Origin of the sequence: Glutamicibacter sp. NPDC087661 (assembly GCF_044743275.1) — a bacterium.
Lineage (GTDB): Bacteria > Actinomycetota > Actinomycetes > Actinomycetales > Micrococcaceae > Glutamicibacter.
In genome coordinates this window covers 911,821-928,283 of record NZ_JBIUWE010000001.1, presented here as the reverse complement: position 1 = coordinate 928,283, position 16,463 = coordinate 911,821, and the positions used below count along the sequence as shown (strand labels likewise).

Genomic DNA, 16,463 nt, shown 5'->3' with positions numbered 1-16,463 from the left:
TCAGTCCAGCGTCCACTCTCGAAGTCCGTCGTCGAATGCGCCGTAGGCATTCACTGTGGCCTCGCTGCGCTTCAAGGAGGCTTTTGCTTCATCTTCCCGTATGCATCCAGCAGCATCGAAGACTTGGCACCAGGCCACAGGTTCATTTGAGAGCTGGTGCGGTACCCACCGCAATTCGCTGACACCCCATTCGCCGGGCGCTCCCTGGGTAAACGTTGCCTTTACGCTGATGCCTTCGCGGTTGAGAATGGTTGGTGTGGCGTGTTTTGCCACGGAATTGCCCAAACCGTAGACGATCCAGGTTCCGTCGTGCTTCTCAATGGGCAATACCGAGTGGGTGTGGTGCATGTAGATGAAATCGAAGACACCGGACTCTGCCAAGGCTCGACCGAGCCTTTTCTGGGACGCTGTCGGTTCGGTGCTGTATTCAGCCCCATCGTGCACGGCAGCCACGACGATGTCCGCTCCCGCCTTGCGCGTTGCCTTGCCCCTGGCGATCAGTTGCTGCGCATCCACCCCGGTATCGACTTGCCAGTCAGCTTCTTCCGGCAAGCCATTGAGCGAATAGGTGCTGGTTACTACACCGAGCTTCACGCCTTCCATGTCCAGGATCGATGGCTTCTCGGATTCTTTTTCACTGCGGTAGGAGCCGGTCGCGAAAAGCCCATTCGCTTCCAGAGCGTCCAGCGTTCGCTCTACTCCGGCCGTCCCGGCATCTACCGTGTGATTGGTGGCAGTGGTGCATCCGTCGTAGCCAATAGCGCCGAGGTCGGCCAGGATTCGATCTGGGACCGTGAACCGCGGATACCCCGAATACGGAGGGACACCAATCGGTGTTTCCAGATTGCATAGCGCCACATCTGCGTCCTGGACATAGGGTGCCAGGCCCGCAAGCAAGGGGCTGAAATCGTAGTCGCCGCCGTTGCCCGTTTCCGCTCCAGCCGCTTGCTTCGCTTCATCCAATAGCTGCGGATGCAGCAGTACATCGCCGGTAACCATCAGCGATAGCTCTTCGGGTGCCGAAGGTGCGGCCGAGGCATCCGCTATGGCTGAACTCGGAGCCGGTTCCGGCGAGGCAGGAACGCTGGCCTGGACGGAAGGCTGCGGGGTTGCTGGTTCTGCGTGATCGCTTGGGACTGCAGAGCAACCGCCAATCAGCAATGCGGCCAGCAGCGTTGAGCTCAGCGGAAGAAATGCAGGCAGTGCACGTTGGGGCATGCATCGAGCCTAGCTCAGCTGGGCATCTGGGGTGTAAATGCAAGCTAAATCACGTTTTCCATGAAAACCTAGGCCTATGCAAAACCCGCTTCTGACTCCCAGTACCAGGCCCTACCAATGGCCAGCCTTCGACCAGCTCACCGCTGAGCATTACCTGGAGGCAGTCCGGCTCGGCGCAGCCGAACAGCGTGAGGAGCTGCAGCGCATCATCGACGATGCCCAGGCTCCCACTTTTGAGAACACTTTCTTGGCGCTGGAAGCCAGCGGGCAGACCCTGCGCCGTGCGCTCATGACGTATTTCTCGGTGATTTCCGCCCACGGCACCGAAGATCTGCGGGCGATTCAGTCGGAGATTTCTTCGATCTGGACTAGGCAAGAAGATGAGATTTACCTAAACCAAACCTTGTACTTGCGTCTACAAGCTTTGAATTATGAGGGTCTCCAGGGTGAAGATGCCCGTCTAGCCGAGCAAACGCTGAAGAATTTCCAGTTGGCCGGCGCAGGCTTGGGCGACGCCGAAAAGGACCAGTTGAAGGCACTGAACGCCAAACTCGCTGAGCTTTCCACGCAGTTCGCTGACCTCGTCCTGGAAAATCAGAATGCCCACGCTGTGCACTTCGACGATGCTGAGGAACTCGCAGGTCTTTCCAGCCAAGCGATCGAGTCCGCTGCGCAAGCCGCCAAGCAAGCAGGCCACGCATCGGGATACTTGCTGACGCTGGTTTCGCCTACCCAGCAACCGGTCCTGGAGTCGCTCGCGTCAAGCCAGTCCCGCCGCAAGGTGTTCAATGCCTCGATCAGCCGTGGCACCGAGGAAAACGCGACCATCCATGTGGCCGCCGAAATGGCACAGCTTCGCGCTGAACGCGCCGCTCTGCTCGGATTCGCCAACCATGCAGAAACCGTGCTCGACCAGGCCACTGCACCTTCCACCGCTGCGGTGGAAGAACGGCTGGCCGAGCTAACCAAGGCCGCCACCGCAAATGCCCGCCAGGAAGCCCAGGTGCTGGGCAAGATCGCCGGTGCCGAAATCAACGCGTGGGATTGGAAATACTTCTCCAACCAGGTCTTGCGTGAGGAGTACTCGGTGGATTCCGAGGCACTGCGCAACTACTTCGAATTAGACCGGGTCCTGGTCGATGGGGTCTTCGCGACCGCTACCAAGCTGTTTGGCATTACCTTCAGCGAGCGGTTCGACCTTCCCACCTACCACCAGGATGTTCGCGTCTTCGAAGTTTTCGACGCCGATGGCAAGCCGCTGGCGCTCTACACCGGCGACTACCTGACCAGGAATACCAAGAAGGGCGGTGCATGGATGACCAGCCTGCGCGATGCCGCTTCGTTCCTGGACGAGCGGCCAATCGTCACCAACACCTTGAACATCACCCCGCCTGCGCCGGGTGATCCGGTTCTGCTGTCCATGGATGAGGCAAATACGCTGTTTCACGAGTTCGGCCATGCGCTGCACGGGATGTTCTCCAGCGGAAAGTACGCTTCGCTTTCTGGCACCTCGGTCCCCCGCGATTTCGTGGAGTTCCCATCGCAGGTCAACGAGATGTGGATGCTCCACGAGGATGTCGTATCCGGTTATGCTATCCACCACCAGAGCGGCGAAGTATTGGACGATGCGCTGATCGAGAAGATCCGCGCGGCTTCGCTATGGGGCCAGGGTTTTGCAACCACTGAGTACCTTGCCGCCAGTGTCCTTGATTGGGCCTGGCACACCATCAGCGCCGGGACTGTTATCGAGGATCCGCTGCAGTTCGAACAGGACGTGCTTCAGGGCGCCGGCTTCGACTCCGCAATGATTCCGCCTCGCTACCGCACCGGTTATTTCCAGCACATTTTCGCCAATGGATACTCCGCTGGCTACTACTCCTACATCTGGAGTGAGGTGCTCGATGCCGACACTGTGCAGTGGTTCGAGGAAAATGGGGGCTTAATGCGCGAAAATGGTAATCGGTTCCGTGAGGAACTGCTTTCGCGCGGAAATACGCGCGATCCCCTTGAGTCCTACGAATTATTCCGCGGCCGCACCGCATTGGTTGAACCGTTGTTGCGCCGTCGAGGATTGGTGAACGCAGAATAATGACCACTATTGCCTCCGCACAGGAAGCACTAAGCCACTGGCATCAGGCACTTGCAGTCGCCACCGGCGGCAAGATCTTTACCACCCACGGATGCTCATGGGCATGGCAGCCAGTACGCAAGCGGCTGATCCTGCTGTTCCCCGAACAGCCAGAACAGGCGGGCCTGCGTCCGGCGCTAGCCGAAGGCCATCGGCTCGGCGCCCGGCGCGTGGAAGCTTGGGTTAACTCAGGCGCCCACGCAGATGAGCTGAGGGCGACCGGTTTCTCCGATAATGCCCAGGTTTCCTGGCATGCTGGCCCATTGGCCATTCCAATGGATCGTTGGACCGGCAAGATCCGTTTGGGCAATAACGTGCCTGAGGCCACGGGAGCTGATGCGGCCGAGCTGAACGTGACGAACCTTTGGCGCGAGACCAGCACCCAGCTCTCCAGCGGGCATCCGGCATTGCGCCGCGTCGAGCATGCCTTGGCTCGTACCGACGAGGGAGAGATCGTGGGCCGGGGCTTTGCCCAGCAGGGCCTGAACGGCCAGCTCATGGTGCATTCCTTGGCCGTAGGCAAGGAACATCGCCGCCATGGCGTTGGCACTGCCTTGCTTCATGGCCTGTCGCGATCAATGATCAATCCGCTGTCGCCGCCAGACGATGAGGTACCTCAGGAGCTATTGGCAGCGGCGACTCCGTCTAGTGCCGATTTCTTCAGTGCGAACGGCCTGAAGCTGCTGGGACGAGGACGCCATATGGTTCTGCGCTCCTGGAACCAGTAGCCAGCCACTGATAACGAGAAAGCTCAGCCGGTCACGGGGCGTTCCGTGACCGGCTGGGCTTTCTCGAATGGCCTTACCGCGATTTGTTGACTCGATAGACAAGCCGGGCGAAAGGTCCGGCTTGCCGCGCTTCAACCAGTTCGAGGCTCTCGCTGGAAATAGTTCGTGGCAATACGGGCGCACCCGACGATAGCGCGGCCGGGGCGATAGTCAATGCCAAGACATCGAGGGCATCGGCATCCAGGAATTGCCCCAGCAGTTCACCGCCGCCAAGTACCCAAACATTCTTCTCCCCTGCGCTGTCACGAATTGCCGGCAAGAACTGCGCAACTGGCCCGTTCAGCAGCTGCACATCAGCCCCTTCTGGAATGGGCAACTCCCTCGAAGTGAAGACATAGGTCTTGACCCCCGGATAGTATTCATGCCACTTTTGCGGATTTTCCATGAGCTGTTCATTCTCGATCATCCACATATAGGTGTTCGCGCCTTCGACATGCACACCAACGTTTTCAGGCAATAGTTCCGGATCAGGCTCTTGGGACCCCGGAACATCAAAGAGCCATTGCAGGCTATGGTTCTCGTCGGCCAAGTATCCATTGAGACTGACCGCGGCATCGAAGATAATCTCGCTCATGGCACATAGTCTGCCACAGGAAAATTGCTCACGGCTCCGGGTGCACTTCGCTACCGGCATGCCTGCTCCAGGGCTGCACCACCAGCAGGTCGCCATCGATGTCCCACCGGCTCTGGTCGAGCAGTAAGTGATCGGGGTGCGCCGAGATACTCGCGATTCCAGGCAGCGGACCTGGTTGGGCGGGGCCGGAGACGGATTGCTGCTCGTAAACGCACCACCTGGAATCAGTTGATTCATGCTGGCTGGAAAGAACACTTGGAGGCAAAGGCTAGATCGCAGTCTCGTTCCGTATCGGGCCCCTGCATCACTACCGGCAGCACAGAAGCAGCGAGGCCGAAGAAATGGACTGATCTGTCCACTTCTTCGGCCTCGTCATCAGCTACTCAGCGCAGTTCCTACCAGCCGCGCTCCGAAAGGCGGTGAGGCACTGGCACGTCGGCGACGTTGATGCCGACCATTGCTTCGCCCAGACCGCGGGAGATCTTAGCCAGCTCGTCCGGGTTGTCGAAGAAGGTGGTTGCCTTCACGATGGCCTCGGCGCGCTGCACTGGGTTGCCGGACTTGAAGATACCCGAGCCGACGAACACGCCGTCGGCGCCCAGCTGCATCATCATCGCAGCGTCGGCCGGGGTGGCGATGCCGCCAGCGGTGAACAGCACTACCGGCAGCTTGCCGGTCTGCGCGATTTCCTTGACCAGCTCATACGGTGCCTGCAGCTCCTTAGCGGCCACGTACAGCTCATCTTCCGGCAATGCGGCCAGCTTGGCGATCTCTGCACGGATCTTGCGCATGTGCCCGGTGGCGTTCGAAACATCGCCGGTGCCGGCTTCGCCCTTCGAGCGGATCATTGCGGCACCTTCGTTGATTCGGCGCAATGCCTCACCGAGGTTGGTGGCACCGCAAACGAATGGAACGGTAAAAGGCCACTTATCGATGTGGTTCTCGTAGTCTGCTGGCGAAAGGACCTCGGACTCGTCGATGTAGTCGACGCCGAGGGACTGCAGGATCTGCGCCTCGACAAAGTGGCCGATGCGCGCCTTGGCCATTACCGGGATGGAGACCTCGGCGATGATGCCGTCGATCATGTCCGGGTCGCTCATGCGCGAGACGCCGCCCTGGGCACGGATGTCCGCAGGAACGCGCTCCAGAGCCATGACGGCCACGGCACCTGCATCTTCAGCGATGCGTGCCTGCTCTGGGGTGACTACGTCCATGATGACGCCGCCCTTGAGCATTTCGGCCATGCCGCGCTTGACGCGGTCCGAACCGACGACGGAGTTCTGGTTGTTCGTAGACATGGTGAGGAGGGGTTCCTTTCGACACTGCGGTGACTCGTTTTTGCCCCAGAATTTCGGGGATATAAGCGAGGTGGTACGCCAGTAATCGTAGGATCGCTTTGCTTTATTACCTCGCGTGTTGCGTCATAATTGGCAGATAGTAGATTTATCCACCAGTTACGAGTTAGTGCGTAACATTGGCAATCTCTACTAAACAACTAGTCGGAGTGCTTTTTGCCGGTGAATATTTGGCGTGACGCTATTGCATCCGACACTTGATATTTTGCTGGCTGACCGTAGCCTTCAGGATTAGCTGCTTCAATGCGCGCCACTTCCTCAGACATAAATTGCACCAGCGGAACGTCGTCGTTGATATCTTCGGCTACGGAGCGCAATTGCTGCGCATATGCCAGCAATCGCGGAGTGAAGTGTTTGGTGTAGGAGGGGTCCGGGTCGCTGGCACGCTGATGGACGGATTCAAAATTTTTGGCAAGGTCCTCGATTGCCGGTTTAACTGACTCCATCACCTGCACCAATGCCCGGTCCGCCGCTTGCGAGATCGCAACTAGGCTCAATTGGTAGTGGTGCTCGGTGGCCACAGCCGCCGCGAGCCGTTCCAGCGGATCCAGGGTATCGAGCCAACCGCGCAGGAACCTGTCGCAGTTTGCATCATGCTCGTAGCTCAGGTCTTCAAGCAGCTGATCAATCATGCCGATTGAGTAGCGGGCTGCACCTTGGATGGCGAAACGCATTTCATGCTCGGATCCACTAATAATCCAGTCGCGGATTTCTTCGATGGTGCCGATTGGTTCAGGGGACCTGGGAATATTCAACGATGCTCATTTCAGGAAGAAGTTGCTCCAACATGCCGCAACAGTCTATTTGGTCTTGCATTGCAGCAGGCCAACATCGTGGCTTTTGCATTAAATGACGTTGGGCCCGACAGAACATTTCCATGTTCTGCCGGGCCCAAGTACCAGCTATTGCCTAGTTCGGGGTTTCGCTGTCCCACGCTTCGGCAATGGCACTGCGAACCTCGGACAAGGTCTGCGGGATCGCCTTGGTCTGCGCGATGATAGGGAAGAAGTTCCCATCCCCGTTCCAGCGCGGCACGATGTGCTGATGCAGGTGCGCGGCGATGCCTGCTCCCCCGGCTTCGCCCTGGTTCATGCCCAGGTTGAAACCGGCGGGGTTGGAGACCTTGCGCAGCACGCGCATTGACTGCTGCGCCAACGCTGCCATTTCGGCCGTTTCCTCCACCGTGATATCGGTGTAGTTGGGCACATGGCGGTACGGGCACACGAGCAGGTGGCCCGGGTTGTACGGGAACAGATTCAGGATCACGTAGCAGGTTTTGCCACGGTGCACGATCAGCGCTTCTTCGTCGGTACGCCCAGGACCGGCGCAGAATGGGCAACTGGCCTCATCCTTGACCTGGTCCTGTCCGCCCTTGATATAAGCCATCCGGTAGGGAGTCCACAGGCGCTGGAACGAATCCGGCACTCCGGCGAGTTCAAAGTCGTCGGTGACGGACCGGTCTGCTTGTTCCTGCATGCTTGGTGGACTCCCTATCCGAACTAGTTGTTGTTGTCGCGGCTCTTGATGGCTTCAACGATGCGGGCTACCGCATCGTCGACTGGAACCTGGTTCTCCTGGCTGCCATCGCGGAAGCGGAAGGACACGGCGTTTGCATCGGCATCTTCGCCACCGGCGATGAGCACGAATGGAACCTTGTCCTTGGACGCGTTGCGGATCTTCTTCGGGAAGCGATCCGTCGAGTCATCCAGTTCCACGCGGACACCCTGCGCCTTGAGCTTGGCAACAACTTCACCGAGGTACTCGTTGAAAGCCTCGGCCACTGGGATCGCGCGAACCTGTACCGGCGAGAGCCATGCAGGGAAGGCACCTGCGTAGTGCTCGGTGAGCACGCCCAGGAAGCGCTCGATGGAACCGAACTTCGCAGCGTGGATCATCACTGGTTCCTGGCGGGAACCGTCGGCAGCCTGGTACTCCAAACCGAAGCGCGCTGGCTGGTTGAAGTCGTACTGCACGGTGCCCATCTGCCAGGTACGGCCGATGGCATCCTTGGCCTGGACCGAGATCTTCGGACCGTAGAATGCGGCTCCGCCTGGGTCGGCAACCAGTTCGACGCCGGATTCGGTGGCGACGCGCTCCAGCACGGCGGTAGCTTCATCCCACTGCTCATCCGAGCCGATGAACTTGTCCGACTCCGGATCACGGGTAGACAGCTCCAGGTAGAAGTCGTCCATGCCGAAGTCGCGCAACAGCGAGAGCATGAAGTTCAGCAGGTGCTCAACCTCGGCCGGTGCCTGCTCCTTGGTGACGTAGGAGTGGCTGTCGTCCTGGGAGAAACCGCGCACGCGGGTCAGGCCGTGGACCACGCCGGACTTCTCGTAGCGGTAGACGTGGCCGAATTCGAATAGGCGCAGCGGCAATTCACGGTATGAACGTCCGCGGCCGCGGAAGATCAGGTTGTGCATCGGGCAGTTCATGGCCTTCAGGCGGTATTCCTGGCCCTGCTTGGTGATGTTGCCATCTTCATCGCGCTCTTCATCGATGTGCAGCGCCGGGAACATGGTGTCCGCGTAGTACGGCAGGTGGCCCGAGGTGTGGAACAGCCCATCCTTGGAGATGTGCGGGGTGCCCACGTACTGGAAGCCTTCTTCGACGTGGCGGTCGCGCACGTAGTCTTCCATCTCGCGCTTGATGATGCCGCCCTTGGGGTGGAATACCGGCAGGCCCGAGCCCAGCTCATCGGGGAACGAGAACAGGTCCAGTTCGGCACCGAGCTTGCGGTGGTCGCGGCGCTCGGCTTCGGCCAGGCGCTCCTGGTAGGCCTTCAGGTCGTCCTTTGTTGGCCATGCGGTGCCGTAGATGCGCTGCAGCTGCTTGTTCTTCTCGCTGCCCAGCCAGTAGGCGGCAGCCGAGCGGGTCAGCGCGTAGGCGTTCTTGATCAGCTTGGTGTTCGGCAGGTGCGGTCCGCGGCACAGGTCCTTCCAGACAGTGTCGCCGGACTTGCGGTCCACGTTGTCGTAGATGGTGGTTTCGCCAGCGGCCACCTCAACGGTGACGCCTTCGCCGGAAGTGTCGGCGGAGTCGGCCTTGGCCAACAGCTCGCACTTGTATGGCTCGTTGGCCATTTCAGCCTTGGCTTCCTCCGGGGAAACTTCGCGGCGGACAAAGAGCTGGTTCTGGTTGATGATCTTCTGCATCATCTTTTCCAGCTGCTTCAAGTCTTCTGGGGTGAATGGGTCCTCGACATCGAAGTCGAAGTAAAAACCGTCGGTGATGTAGGGGCCGATTCCCAGCTTGGAGTCCGGGCGCAGCTGCTGCACAGCCTGGGCCATCACGTGGGCGGTCGAGTGGCGCAGCACCTCCAATCCTTCTGGATCATTGATGGTTACGCGGGTGACAGTGGTTCCGGCTTCCAGTTCGCGGGCCAGGTCGCGCAATACGCCATCGACGTGCATGACAACCACGTCTTTATCGTTGGCAAAATGCTGCAGACCGGTCGTTCCCGCGTCCACCTGTACCTGCTCGCCGTCAATGGTGAGAGTCAGCTGCTCGCTCATGAGATCGGGTTCTACCTTTCAATCTGTGATGGCTTCATAGCTTGTGGCATACCTTGGCCACAGCCAGCCAGAATCCAGTTTAGTTCAGGACCCCACCTCAGCGTGCGTTTACCTCCGGTTTTACGAAGATTGATCGCCCTCTTGTGACTCGTTCAACAGCGAATCTGCGTTGAACAGGCTCATGACATGCCAGATTTCACGATCGCCCGCGGGCTGCGAACTGGTGACTTTACCGTTTTTCAGATCCTCGCGGAAAGCCGGAATCACTTCTTCCATGCGACGCATGAGTTCGTCGCATTCATCTTGGGTAAGCATCAGGTTGCTCGTTTGCATCTGCGCTTTAATCTCCCCGGACTCTTCGCCGCGATAGTGCCTTTCTGCATGCCGAAGCGTCGCTTGCAGGCGGCGTTGCTCGTCATGGACCACTTGGCTGAGGTAGGCATCCATAGTCGTCCCGGTCTGGTCCTCCGGGCGCTCTCCCACTTTGCCGGTCGTATAGCCGCGAGCCGCAGGTTTCCATACGCGGTCACGCCTATCGCGCGCCAGTTCCGGAACTTCAACGATCATGTCGGCTTTGGCCAGCTCACGCAGATGGAAACTGACCTTGTTCGCGGGTACGCCAAGAGCCTGCGCGAGGTCTGCCGCGCGTGCGGTTTCCATTGCCGAAAGCGCGTCAAGGATTTGCCGACGCAAGGGGTTTGCGATGGCCTTGAGCATGGGGGTGGTGAATGTGACCGGTGGCTCATGGTTGCTCATAAGCACAGCATAGCAATCCCACAAATAAAGTTGCGCAAATTCTATTGCGCAACTTTATTTGCGAATCTATAGTTGGTGCCATGACCAGCATCCAGGCCAACGATCCATCAGGCACCACAGCGATTATCACGGAGCCTTTGCCGCCTTTGCGCGTGCAGCGCAACTACCGGATGTGGCTGCTGGCGGACTCAACGGCCTTGCTGTCGGGCAGTATTTACGGGTTCATCTTTCCTTTGATCTTGCTGTCCGCTACGGGGTCCCCGGTTTTGGCCGGAACCCTGGCCGCAGTGGGAATGGCAGCACGGGCGAGCGTAATTTTGGCCGGCGGAGCCATGGCGGATCGTACCGACAAGGCTCGGATGATTCTCATAGGAAGTTTCGCCGGTGCTGCAATCACGGCAGTCATGGCCCTGGGCAGCAGCGTCGGTTCACTGCCGGTTGCATTCTTATGCCTTGCCCACATCCTTATGGAACTGCGCGGCGGGTACTTTGGGTCGACAACCAATGCCGCCCTAAAGGATCTCGTACACCCCAAACAGCTCGGCCGCGCGATGGCGGCGAATCAAGGCCGCGACTCGGTGCTGATGCTCGGCTCCGCTCCCCTGGGCGGCGCGCTTCTGGGATTAGGCGGTGGCATTGCCCTGCTCATCGTCAGTGTCCTGTATCTGATCGCTGCGGCCAGTGGATTTGCACTGCGTCGTCCATTGCGGGCAGCCAAGCGATCTGGGCAAGATTCCAATGGCACCAGCAATGATTCCGAAGAGGAAGTGGCCCACGGAATTCTGGCAGGCATGCACTGGTGCTTTTCCCGGCCACAGCTGCGCGCTCTGCTGATTTTGATTACGGTCGTCAACATCGGCGTCAACGGGCTGATGACAACGCTGATCTACGGACTTCAACAGCGTTCCGAAGAACCCTGGGTTATCGGGTTAACTTCTACCTTCATGGGCGTTGGAATGCTGTTCGGATCGTTGGTCGCAACGAAGCTCATCGATAAATTCCGCAGTGGTTTACTGACCTGCACCTGTCTCACCATTTTGGGTGTAGCCATGCTGCTCATCGGGTTTAATACGAACCTGCTCTGGATGGGGACCATGCTGATGATCAGCTTCCTCAGCGTTCCAGCTCTCAACGCTGCGGTGGGTGGATACTTCATGGCCTCCATTCCGAAGCAAATGTCTGGGCGCGCTAATTCCCTAATCACCTTTATGGCACTGGCCGCTTTGCCCTTATCTCCGCTGCTTACCGGATTTGGTCTGGAATCGGTCGGCATGGGACCAACGCTGATATTTTTCGGGGCATTCGTTTCCTTAGCAGCAGTCTTGGCCTGGCTCTCACCGCAGGTACGGCGCATACCCCTTCCTGAGCATTGGATGGCGGCATCGCCCGAACTCACCAGCGCATCCGCCCCTCAACAATCCCCCGCCCCAGCGGCCTCTACCGAATAGGAGTATCCAAAGTGAATTCCGATCCCACGTCGCCCAGCGATTCCCGGTTCAAGCGATCAGCCCGGAAGCGAATCTTCAGCAGCGAAAAAAGATACCGCCATGCTTCTGCGTTGACGCACCAAGCCGACGATGCAGTTGCCCAGGCGAGGTATCAAGCGCTGCGCAACGAGCAATGGATCTATTTATAAGGAGGCAGGAAAAGTCTTGGAAGATCCGCAAACCCATGGCTTTCATTTTCAACCCCTCCTACCCTAGGAATATGAACAAACCGGCCCCACCTGTCATCAGTGCCATTACCCTCGGAGTGCGCGATGTCGGTGCTTCCACGAAGTTCTACACCGAGGGCCTGGGGTTTGAGCTGGTTCAGCCAGCCCACCCGGAAATCGCTTTTGTCCGTGCCGGCTATGGCTTGATGCTCGCCCTCTGGGATGTGAAGCAGATGCCCAGCGAGTACGGCGACGTCGGGCATAGCCAGCTGGCGCCACCGATCTCACTGGGACACAACGTGCACTCTGACGCAGAAGTGGACCGACACTACCGGCGAGCGCTGGATGCGGGAGCGACTTCTGTCACCGAACCGACGGTGCAGCCGTGGGGTGGCAAGAGTGCTTGTGTGGCTGATCCGGATGGCTTCCGCTGGGATTTTGTGCACAACCCATCATTTGTCGTCGACGCCGATGGGCATGTTTCCTCGGTTTGAGAATTATCAGTTTTCAGTGATCTTCCTTGATGCCTCCCGTTCAGGCCAGGGTTCATAGGTGCTAATTTGCCCAGGCTCATCACTAGTGCCTGCAAAGCAGCAGGCCTTCGCTGCGAAATGGTCGATGGCGTCCGTGACGCTGAGGAATGGAATAGCCGGCGCCCCAAAGGGCTCTTCGTACCAAAGTTGGACGCATGCTCCGTTGCGTACTTCGATTTCTGCGTCCATGCCCTTGAAGAGTACTTTGGCTCCACGAATGAGCGCATCTTCGGCCTCCCAGGACGTATCTTCATCGAAGTAGATGAAGTCGTAGTCACGAATTCCTCTTTGCGGATCTTTGCCTTCGAGCACGTTCCAAACTGTTTGGGATAGTGCACCTGCAGTGAGCCACCAATCATCTGCGCTTACGCCCGTTCTCCCCTCACATCAGGTATCTCTCCTATTGGACCCGATGTATCTGTTAGGTAAACCCTGTCAGCGAACTAGCTCATCAGGCCCCTCTCTGGTCTAGGCCTTCAGCTTCCATCCGTTTGGCGAGTTCCCCGACACTTTCGATCTTGCGTGCTCCCTCGCCGAGGTTTGGCCGATAGTTTGGTTGCGGCCGGGTGAGCTCCGCGAGGTAGCTTGCAGCAGGCAGGGTCTCCGGCTGATGCAGGTCCCAGGCGTTCAGCGCTTGGAGGGAGATGCCGCGCGGTCCGGTACGGCGTGTGACCCCGTGGATGAGCAGCATGCGTGTGGAGAAGAGCAAGGGCGCTGTGCGCTGCTGCGTGTCATCGAAGAAGGTGGCGTCGATGCAGCCAGTCCCATCATCCACGGAAATGAAGACCACACGCTTGCCTCCGCGCATGGGAGGAGTCTGAGTGGCCACCCGTACTCCGGCGACCAGAACTTCGGTTCCGTTGCGCAGGTGCAGCAGCTCGGCTGCCTGCGTAATGGGCAGGTGCGCCAGCCGTTGGCGGTACGAGGTGATCAGATGCTCGCTGGCGTCCAGATGCATGAGGTCCAATTCGGTACGTACTACTTCCGCGGGATCCAGTGCTTTGCCGGTCTGGTCGATATATTCGATCTGCCCCAGATCCAGGGCAAGTTGCCCGGGTCCCGGCCGGTATTTGGCCGGAAGGGAGCTGTGCGCCATGGATTGCGTGTGGGCGATCGTGTCGGCACGGGAGGTCCCGGCCAATAGGGAATCGAACACTCCGAGTGCTGCAAGGTTCTGGTAGGTGCGTCGCGAGAGTCCTGCGCGGGCGCGGACATCGGCGAGGTGCTCATAGGGCTGGCCTGCGACCAGGCGTTGTACTTCGCGTTCGCTCATCTGGTGGATATCGCGGAAGGCCAGACGGATTCCATAGCGTCCAGGGCGCAGCGAGCTGGGTGCGCGGGGCACCACAGGAACCTTCACTGGAGCGGATTCGAATATTCGTTCGACTCGGTAGTGCCCGGTGGATCGGTTGATATCCAGCGGAAGGATGGGAACGCCCATTCTGCGTGCTTCGGAAACCAGCAGCCGCTTGGGGTACATGCCCGGGTCGTGCTCCCAGATCCCCGCAAGGAAAGCTTCGGGGTGGTGCGCCTTGAGCCAGGCTGAGTGGTAGGTGGGTACGGCAAAGGCAGCCCCGTGGGCCTTGCAGAATCCGAAGGAGCCGAAGCCGGAGAGCACCTCCCAGACTTGGTCAATGGTTTCCTGGCTATAACCGCGCTTGGCCGCTTCGGCGCGCACATAACGTTCTACGGCTGGTTCCTTCTCCGGGTTGCCCAGCAGGCGCCGGTAGACATCGGCCATGCCCAATCCGCATCCGGTGAGCACATCAAGCATGCGCAGCACCTGTTCATGGAAGACGGTCACCCCGTGGGTTTCGGCGAGCGCCGGAATCAGATCCTCGTGCAGGTATTGGGCAGGGGCGAATCCGTGGCGGTGCTCCAGGTAGGGCTTGACCATATTCGACTGCATGGGACCCGGGCGGAACAGGGAAATATCGATGATCAGGTCGTTGAATTCGCGGGGCGCGAGCTTGCCGATCAGTTCGCGCTGCCCCGGGGATTCGATCTGGAAGCAGCCCAGCGTATGGGTGGAGCGGATCAATTCGAAAGTTGGTTCGTCATCCAGTGGCACCCTGGACAGGTCTATCGCTCCGGTAGCGGAGATATAGCTGTCGTCGGCGTGCCCTCCGGCGCGGGCGGCCGCTTGCTTATCCGGGTGCATGCGGGCGATCTCCTCGAGCGTGTAGGCGATGGCCGATTGCATGCGCACACCGAGCACGTCGAGCTTGATCAAGCCCATCAGGTCCATGTCATGCTTGTCGAACTGGCTCATCTGCAGTCCGATGCCCGAGGGCTGGACCGGGGTGCGGTCCAGCAGGCTCGCGTCGGAGAGGATCACCCCGCAGGGGTGCATGGAGATATGCCGGGGCAGCCGGTCCAGGCGCTCGGTAGCGTCGATGAGGATATCGAGCTGGGTGTCATCGGTAATGCGTTCTGCCAATGCGGCCAGCTCCGGCTTCTCGGTGAGCGCTTCGCGGAAAGAGGATGCGGAGAAGCGCCAGAGCTGCTTCGCGATCTCATCCACCTGCTCCTGCTCTACCCCGAGGGCGGCCCCTGCATCACGGACCGCGCCGCGCGCACGGTAGGCGTTCTGCATGCTCATCAGGCTGACGCGCTCTTCCCCGAAGCTGGAGAAGATCTCGCGGTAGATCTCGTGGCGGCGTGCGGATTCCACGTCGATGTCGATATCCGGCAGGGTGGTGCGGGTATCGGAGAGGAAGCGTTCGAACACCAGGTCGTGGGCCAGCGGGTTCACCTGGCTGATGCCCAGCAGGTAGTTCACCAGCGAGGAAGCACCGGAGCCGCGGGCGGCCACGCGGATTCCCATGCCGGTGATCAGCTTGACGGTTTCGGCGACGGTCAGGAAATACCCGGCGAAGTCCAGCCGGTCGATCACCCCAAGTTCCAGAGCCAGCTGTCTTTCAATGAGGCTGGGATTGGCGTGCGGCAAGAGCCCAGGCACCGCTGCATGGACTCGCTCGGTGAGTTCTTGCATGGCCGGACGGTGCAGGCCGATGATCTTCGCTTCGGGGATCACCGGCTGCTTCCATCCAAGATCGGCTACCGGGTCTGCCGCTGCCCATTCGGCGAGCGCTTCAGTTTCCCGCAAAAGCTGCTGCGTCCAGCTCCTTTCTGTGGCTTGGCCGATCTCCTTGGCCAGCTGGCGCATCTGGGGCGGGGTTTTCAGCCACCCTTGGCCATTGGGTTGGCAGGAGTCCAGGTTCTTCAGGCTATGCAGGGCGCGCGCCGAGTCCAGGATGTCTGCGGTAACCGCTCCATCGGGGTCCACGTAGCGCACGGCGTTGGTGAGCACGGCCCTGATCCCCCGCTCCTGGGCGTAGCGCAGCAAGCGGGCTGCTTCACCGAGGCTGTAGCGCGATCCAGGGCTGGAGAGGTGCGTGGTGATTTCCACTCGCAGCATCTTTCCCAACCGCTTCTTCCAGCTGGCAAGCAGTGCCCGGGCTTGGGCGTAGCTTCCCTTGAGGATTGCGCGGGCCACGTCTGATTCGCCGCCGAGCAGGATCATCAGGTTCCCGGCAGCACCCAGGTGTGCCAGCTGCTCGGTTTTCAGCCCCGGAACCCCGTGCGCAGTGCTGTGCGCGAGGGTGATGGTTCGGCACAGCGCCGCATACCCTGCGCCATTGCAGCGCCCACGGGCCAGCAGGACAATCCGCCCTTGAGTTTCTCCGTGGTTATCGAGCACGGCAAGGTTCACCCCGAGAATCGGGTGCAGCCCTTCTGCCATGCAGGCCGCCACATGCTTGACCGTTCCATAGAGCCCATCCCGGTCAGTCAGCGCGAGCATCTGGGCACCCTGCGCTTTGGCCGCTTGGGCCAGCCGCTTTGGGTGCGAGACTCCGTAGTGGGCGCTATAGGAAGAACTGACGTTCAGGTGGGTGAAGCTCATGGAGGTCCTTCGAATATATGTTCCCCAGCAGGGGA

General features: G+C 59.7%; 13 protein-coding genes and 1 pseudogene. 5 read left to right on the top strand and 9 right to left on the bottom strand.

Annotation, left to right across the window (positions count from 1 at the left end):
* The gene (locus tag ACIOTN_RS04415; RefSeq protein WP_402734811.1) at positions 1 to 1,218 is read right to left on the bottom strand and encodes a CapA family protein; all 1,218 of its coding nucleotides are present in this window, start codon (positions 1,216 to 1,218) and stop codon (positions 1 to 3) included.
* 76 nt (positions 1,219 to 1,294) lie between these two features.
* Between ACIOTN_RS04415 and ACIOTN_RS04410 the strand changes: the two genes are divergently transcribed.
* Complete coding sequence (locus ACIOTN_RS04410; RefSeq protein ID WP_402734810.1) at positions 1,295 to 3,307, top strand: M3 family metallopeptidase; 2,013 nt, start codon at positions 1,295 to 1,297, stop codon at positions 3,305 to 3,307.
* Positions 3,307 to 4,074 carry a GNAT family N-acetyltransferase gene (locus ACIOTN_RS04405; RefSeq protein WP_105661377.1) on the top strand — a complete coding sequence of 256 codons (768 nt, stop codon included), beginning with the start codon at positions 3,307 to 3,309 and terminating at the stop codon, positions 4,072 to 4,074. Before ACIOTN_RS04410 ends, ACIOTN_RS04405 begins: the two co-directional genes overlap by 1 nt.
* A 73-nt stretch (positions 4,075 to 4,147) precedes the next feature.
* Here ACIOTN_RS04405 and ACIOTN_RS04400 read toward each other — a convergent pair whose 3' ends face one another.
* Positions 4,148 to 4,708, bottom strand: a complete 561-nt coding sequence (locus ACIOTN_RS04400; protein WP_105661378.1) for a dihydrofolate reductase family protein — start codon at positions 4,706 to 4,708, stop codon at positions 4,148 to 4,150.
* On the opposite strand from ACIOTN_RS04400, the gene ACIOTN_RS04395 reads away from it, so the two are divergent.
* The gene (locus ACIOTN_RS04395) at positions 4,707 to 4,835 is read left to right on the top strand and encodes a hypothetical protein (RefSeq protein ID WP_286134298.1); all 129 of its coding nucleotides are present in this window, start codon (positions 4,707 to 4,709) and stop codon (positions 4,833 to 4,835) included. The genes ACIOTN_RS04400 and ACIOTN_RS04395 overlap by 2 nt on opposite strands.
* A gap of 268 nt (positions 4,836 to 5,103) precedes the next feature.
* Here ACIOTN_RS04395 and pdxS read toward each other — a convergent pair whose 3' ends face one another.
* The 5 genes from pdxS to ACIOTN_RS04370 all read right to left on the bottom strand — a co-directional run bounded on the left by pdxS (position 5,104) and on the right by ACIOTN_RS04370 (position 10,334).
* Entirely contained in the window at positions 5,104 to 6,006 is a 903-nt protein-coding gene (gene pdxS, locus ACIOTN_RS04390) for a pyridoxal 5'-phosphate synthase lyase subunit PdxS (RefSeq protein WP_105658267.1), read from the bottom strand.
* A gap of 197 nt (positions 6,007 to 6,203) precedes the next feature.
* Positions 6,204 to 6,818 carry a hypothetical protein gene (locus ACIOTN_RS04385; RefSeq protein WP_402734809.1) on the bottom strand — a complete coding sequence of 205 codons (615 nt, stop codon included), beginning with the start codon at positions 6,816 to 6,818 and terminating at the stop codon, positions 6,204 to 6,206.
* A 154-nt stretch (positions 6,819 to 6,972) separates the two neighbouring features.
* Positions 6,973 to 7,539: an HIT domain-containing protein gene (locus ACIOTN_RS04380; protein ID WP_105661379.1), complete on the bottom strand. Its 567-nt coding sequence runs from the start codon at positions 7,537 to 7,539 to the stop codon at positions 6,973 to 6,975.
* Positions 7,540 to 7,562: 23 nt separating this feature from the next.
* A complete protein-coding gene (gene thrS, locus ACIOTN_RS04375) occupies positions 7,563 to 9,578 on the bottom strand; it encodes a threonine--tRNA ligase (RefSeq protein WP_402734808.1) in 2,016 nt (671 codons plus the stop codon).
* Positions 9,579 to 9,698: 120 nt separating this feature from the next.
* Entirely contained in the window at positions 9,699 to 10,334 is a 636-nt protein-coding gene (locus tag ACIOTN_RS04370) for a winged helix-turn-helix domain-containing protein (RefSeq protein ID WP_402734807.1), read from the bottom strand.
* Between the two features lie 80 nt (positions 10,335 to 10,414).
* Between ACIOTN_RS04370 and ACIOTN_RS04365 the strand changes: the two genes are divergently transcribed.
* Positions 10,415 to 11,782, top strand: a complete 1,368-nt coding sequence (locus tag ACIOTN_RS04365) for an MFS transporter (protein WP_402734806.1) — start codon at positions 10,415 to 10,417, stop codon at positions 11,780 to 11,782.
* A 259-nt stretch (positions 11,783 to 12,041) separates the two neighbouring features.
* Positions 12,042 to 12,482 carry a VOC family protein gene (locus tag ACIOTN_RS04360; protein WP_105658261.1) on the top strand — a complete coding sequence of 147 codons (441 nt, stop codon included), beginning with the start codon at positions 12,042 to 12,044 and terminating at the stop codon, positions 12,480 to 12,482.
* 6 nt (positions 12,483 to 12,488) lie between these two features.
* On the opposite strand, the pseudogene ACIOTN_RS04355 reads toward ACIOTN_RS04360, so the two are convergent.
* Together ACIOTN_RS04355 and ACIOTN_RS04350 are read right to left on the bottom strand one after the other, a co-directional pair.
* Positions 12,489 to 12,869: pseudogene (locus tag ACIOTN_RS04355) on the bottom strand (nucleotidyltransferase family protein); the annotation flags it as partial.
* A 103-nt stretch (positions 12,870 to 12,972) separates the two neighbouring features.
* A complete protein-coding gene (locus tag ACIOTN_RS04350; RefSeq protein WP_105658260.1) occupies positions 12,973 to 16,428 on the bottom strand; it encodes a DNA polymerase III subunit alpha in 3,456 nt (1,151 codons plus the stop codon).
* Positions 16,429 to 16,463 lie beyond the last annotated feature (35 nt).

Excerpts from the sequence above, each read along its gene's own strand:
- ACIOTN_RS04415 (WP_402734811.1), bottom strand. The coding sequence starts at position 1,218 with ATGCCCCAACGTGCACTGCCTGCATTTCTTCCGCTGAGCTCAACGCTG.
- ACIOTN_RS04410 (WP_402734810.1), top strand. The coding sequence starts at position 1,295 with ATGCAAAACCCGCTTCTGACTCCCAGTACCAGGCCCTACCAATGGCCA.
- ACIOTN_RS04405 (WP_105661377.1), top strand. The coding sequence starts at position 3,307 with ATGACCACTATTGCCTCCGCACAGGAAGCACTAAGCCACTGGCATCAG.
- ACIOTN_RS04395 (WP_286134298.1), top strand. The coding sequence starts at position 4,707 with ATGGCACATAGTCTGCCACAGGAAAATTGCTCACGGCTCCGGGTGCAC.
- ACIOTN_RS04400 (WP_105661378.1), bottom strand. The coding sequence starts at position 4,708 with ATGAGCGAGATTATCTTCGATGCCGCGGTCAGTCTCAATGGATACTTG.
- pdxS (WP_105658267.1), bottom strand. The coding sequence starts at position 6,006 with ATGTCTACGAACAACCAGAACTCCGTCGTCGGTTCGGACCGCGTCAAG.
- ACIOTN_RS04380 (WP_105661379.1), bottom strand. The coding sequence starts at position 7,539 with ATGCAGGAACAAGCAGACCGGTCCGTCACCGACGACTTTGAACTCGCC.
- thrS (WP_402734808.1), bottom strand. The coding sequence starts at position 9,578 with ATGAGCGAGCAGCTGACTCTCACCATTGACGGCGAGCAGGTACAGGTG.
- ACIOTN_RS04370 (WP_402734807.1), bottom strand. The coding sequence starts at position 10,334 with ATGAGCAACCATGAGCCACCGGTCACATTCACCACCCCCATGCTCAAG.
- ACIOTN_RS04365 (WP_402734806.1), top strand. The coding sequence starts at position 10,415 with ATGACCAGCATCCAGGCCAACGATCCATCAGGCACCACAGCGATTATC.
- ACIOTN_RS04360 (WP_105658261.1), top strand. The coding sequence starts at position 12,042 with ATGAACAAACCGGCCCCACCTGTCATCAGTGCCATTACCCTCGGAGTG.
- ACIOTN_RS04350 (WP_105658260.1), bottom strand. The coding sequence starts at position 16,428 with ATGAGCTTCACCCACCTGAACGTCAGTTCTTCCTATAGCGCCCACTAC.